This is a genomic window from Burkholderia sp. TSV86, from assembly GCF_001522865.1.
Taxonomy (GTDB): Bacteria; Pseudomonadota; Gammaproteobacteria; order Burkholderiales; family Burkholderiaceae; genus Burkholderia.
The window spans coordinates 1-1,405 of sequence record NZ_LOWB01000088.1 but is presented as its reverse complement, the minus strand read 5'-3'; the positions used below and the strand labels follow the sequence as shown (position 1 = coordinate 1,405).

The following is a 1,405-nucleotide window of genomic DNA, read 5'->3' as shown; positions in this document are numbered from 1 at the left end:
CAAGAAGATCTACGACTCGATCGCCACCTTGCAGACGGACCTTGATGCGTGGCTCGACCAGTACAACAATGAACGAGAGCATCAGGGGCGCTGGTGTTACGGCAAGACGCCGATGCGCACTTTCCTCGATTCGCTCGATCTCGCCAAGGAGAAACTCATCCCCCATTGATGACTCGTACTTTGTCGGCCCGACTACCTGTCAGATCAAGTCCCGGCTAATACAGATTACCAGCGCCAACGTATGCCTATCCAGCCGATTCAGAACCGCCGCCTCTACCAGCAGATCGCCGACAAGCTCAGTGCCATGATCGAGTCCGGCGATTTCCCGCCGGGCAGCTATCTACCGCCCGAACGCGCATTGGCCGAACAGTTCGGCGTGTCGCGCACGTCGGTGCGCGAAGCGTTGATCGCGCTCGAAGTGAGCGGGGTCGTCATCGTGCGCGTCGGCGACGGCGTAAAGGTGCGCCATCCCGAAGCGGTTGCCGCGCCTGAACCAGCAGCTGAATCCAATGTGAAGGGCGCGCCTTTCTCGATCGTCGAGATCGATCCCGAACTCGGCATCGCGCTCGACCTCGATACCGAAATTCCACCGTTCGCGCTGCTGCAGGCGCGCCGGCTGATCGAACCAGAAGCCGCCTCGCTGGCTGCAAAGCATGGCTCGGACACACAGATCGAAGGAATCCACGAAGCGTTCCTGCGCAACCAGGACGACAATCGCAGCGGCTCGCTCACGCATCCGGGCGACCGGCTGTTCCATATCCGTATCGCGGAAGCGAGTGACAATGTTGTGTATTCGCTGATGATCAAGCAACTGCTCGCGCACAAGTACGATCTGATGTTCCAGCGGCTGCAATCGCTGTACATGCCGAACGACATGCCCCACCGGTCGGAGCTGGAACACCGTGCGATCCTCAACGCGATCCGAGCACGCGATCCGGAGGCCGCGCGCCGAGCAATGGCCGGGCATCTCGACGAAGTGATCCGCATCTTCAGCCGCGCGCTCGACTGAGTGCGTGAGTGAATTCCATGTTCCTTACATAACCAAGGAGTAAAAGAGGGTTGGCCGGGATGGCCTGTCAACTTACCGCTCGGGCGCTTACTTGGGGAGGCTTCAGAAAACGGAAAATATTGCACGCTAAGGCCGGCCGGGACGCGATGCTACCGTCGTCCGAACGCCTGATTTGTATTAGCCGGGACTTGATCTGACAGGTAGTCGGGCCGACAAAGTACGAGTCGTCAATGGGGGATGAGTTTCTCCTTGGCGAGATCGAGCGAATCGAGGAAAGTGCGCATCGGCGTCTTGCCGTAACACCAGCGCCCCTGATGCTCTCGTTCATTGTTGTACTGGTCGAGCCACGCATCAAGGTCCGTCTGCAAGGTGGCGATCGAGTCGTAGATCTTCTTG

At 59.1% G+C, this 1,405-nt stretch carries 1 protein-coding gene and 2 pseudogenes; 2 read left to right on the top strand and 1 reads right to left on the bottom strand.

The genetic code is table 11. From position 1 onward, the window contains the following. Together WS68_RS27700 and WS68_RS15930 are read left to right on the top strand one after the other, a co-directional pair. Window positions 1-169: pseudogene (locus WS68_RS27700) on the top strand (IS481 family transposase); the annotation flags it as partial. A 72-nt stretch (window positions 170-241) separates the two neighbouring features. Further along, window positions 242-1,009, top strand: coding sequence for a FadR/GntR family transcriptional regulator (locus WS68_RS15930; RefSeq protein WP_059571729.1), 768 nt, complete (start codon window positions 242-244; stop codon window positions 1,007-1,009). A gap of 227 nt (window positions 1,010-1,236) precedes the next feature. On the opposite strand, the pseudogene WS68_RS28395 reads toward WS68_RS15930, so the two are convergent. Further along, window positions 1,237-1,405: pseudogene (locus WS68_RS28395) on the bottom strand (IS481 family transposase); the annotation flags it as partial.